The sequence below is a fragment of the Vibrio sp. 1580 genome (assembly GCF_033340055.1).
On the sequence record NZ_JAWOVT010000746.1, the window covers coordinates 1 to 516 of the forward strand.

1 pseudogene is annotated in these 516 nt (G+C 47.5%); it reads right to left on the reverse strand.

What is annotated here, in order from left to right:
* Positions 1 to 516: pseudogene (locus tag R7093_RS28165) on the reverse strand (nuclease); the annotation flags it as partial.

Sequence of the window (516 nt, forward strand, 5' to 3'; positions counted from 1 at the left end):
CATCCACCAAGTTTTGCACAGCACTGCCATCACCGAAGCCGTTATTCTCCACTTCCATCAAACCAATGATGTCAGCATCCATCTTGTTCATCGCAGACACGATCTTCGCTTGTTGGATCAAGAACTCATCGTGATTCGTCGCGCCACGGTTTTGGCCTGTCGGGTTGTTGTTTCCGCTGTCTGCAACCGAAGTGAAGTAGTTAAGCACGTTAAAGCTTGCAACGCGTAAATCCGACTCTGCGATAGCTGGCGCCGCTTTACGCTCTACATCAAAACCATCACCCGTTGCCACAAAGTTAGTGTTGTTTACATCGTTCGTCGCGATCAGACGGTATTCGTTGTAGCTGTAATTCACTACGCCCTGTAAACCTTCAACGCGCGAACCTAAGCGAATGTGCTGTTCAGATGAACCGTCTTGATCCAAATCTTGACCAAACTCAGGGTAGTAAGGAATTTTGCCGTTCGGTGCTTTGGCATCAGATTCTAGGAAAACTCGATTCTCTGCATTTTGTTTTG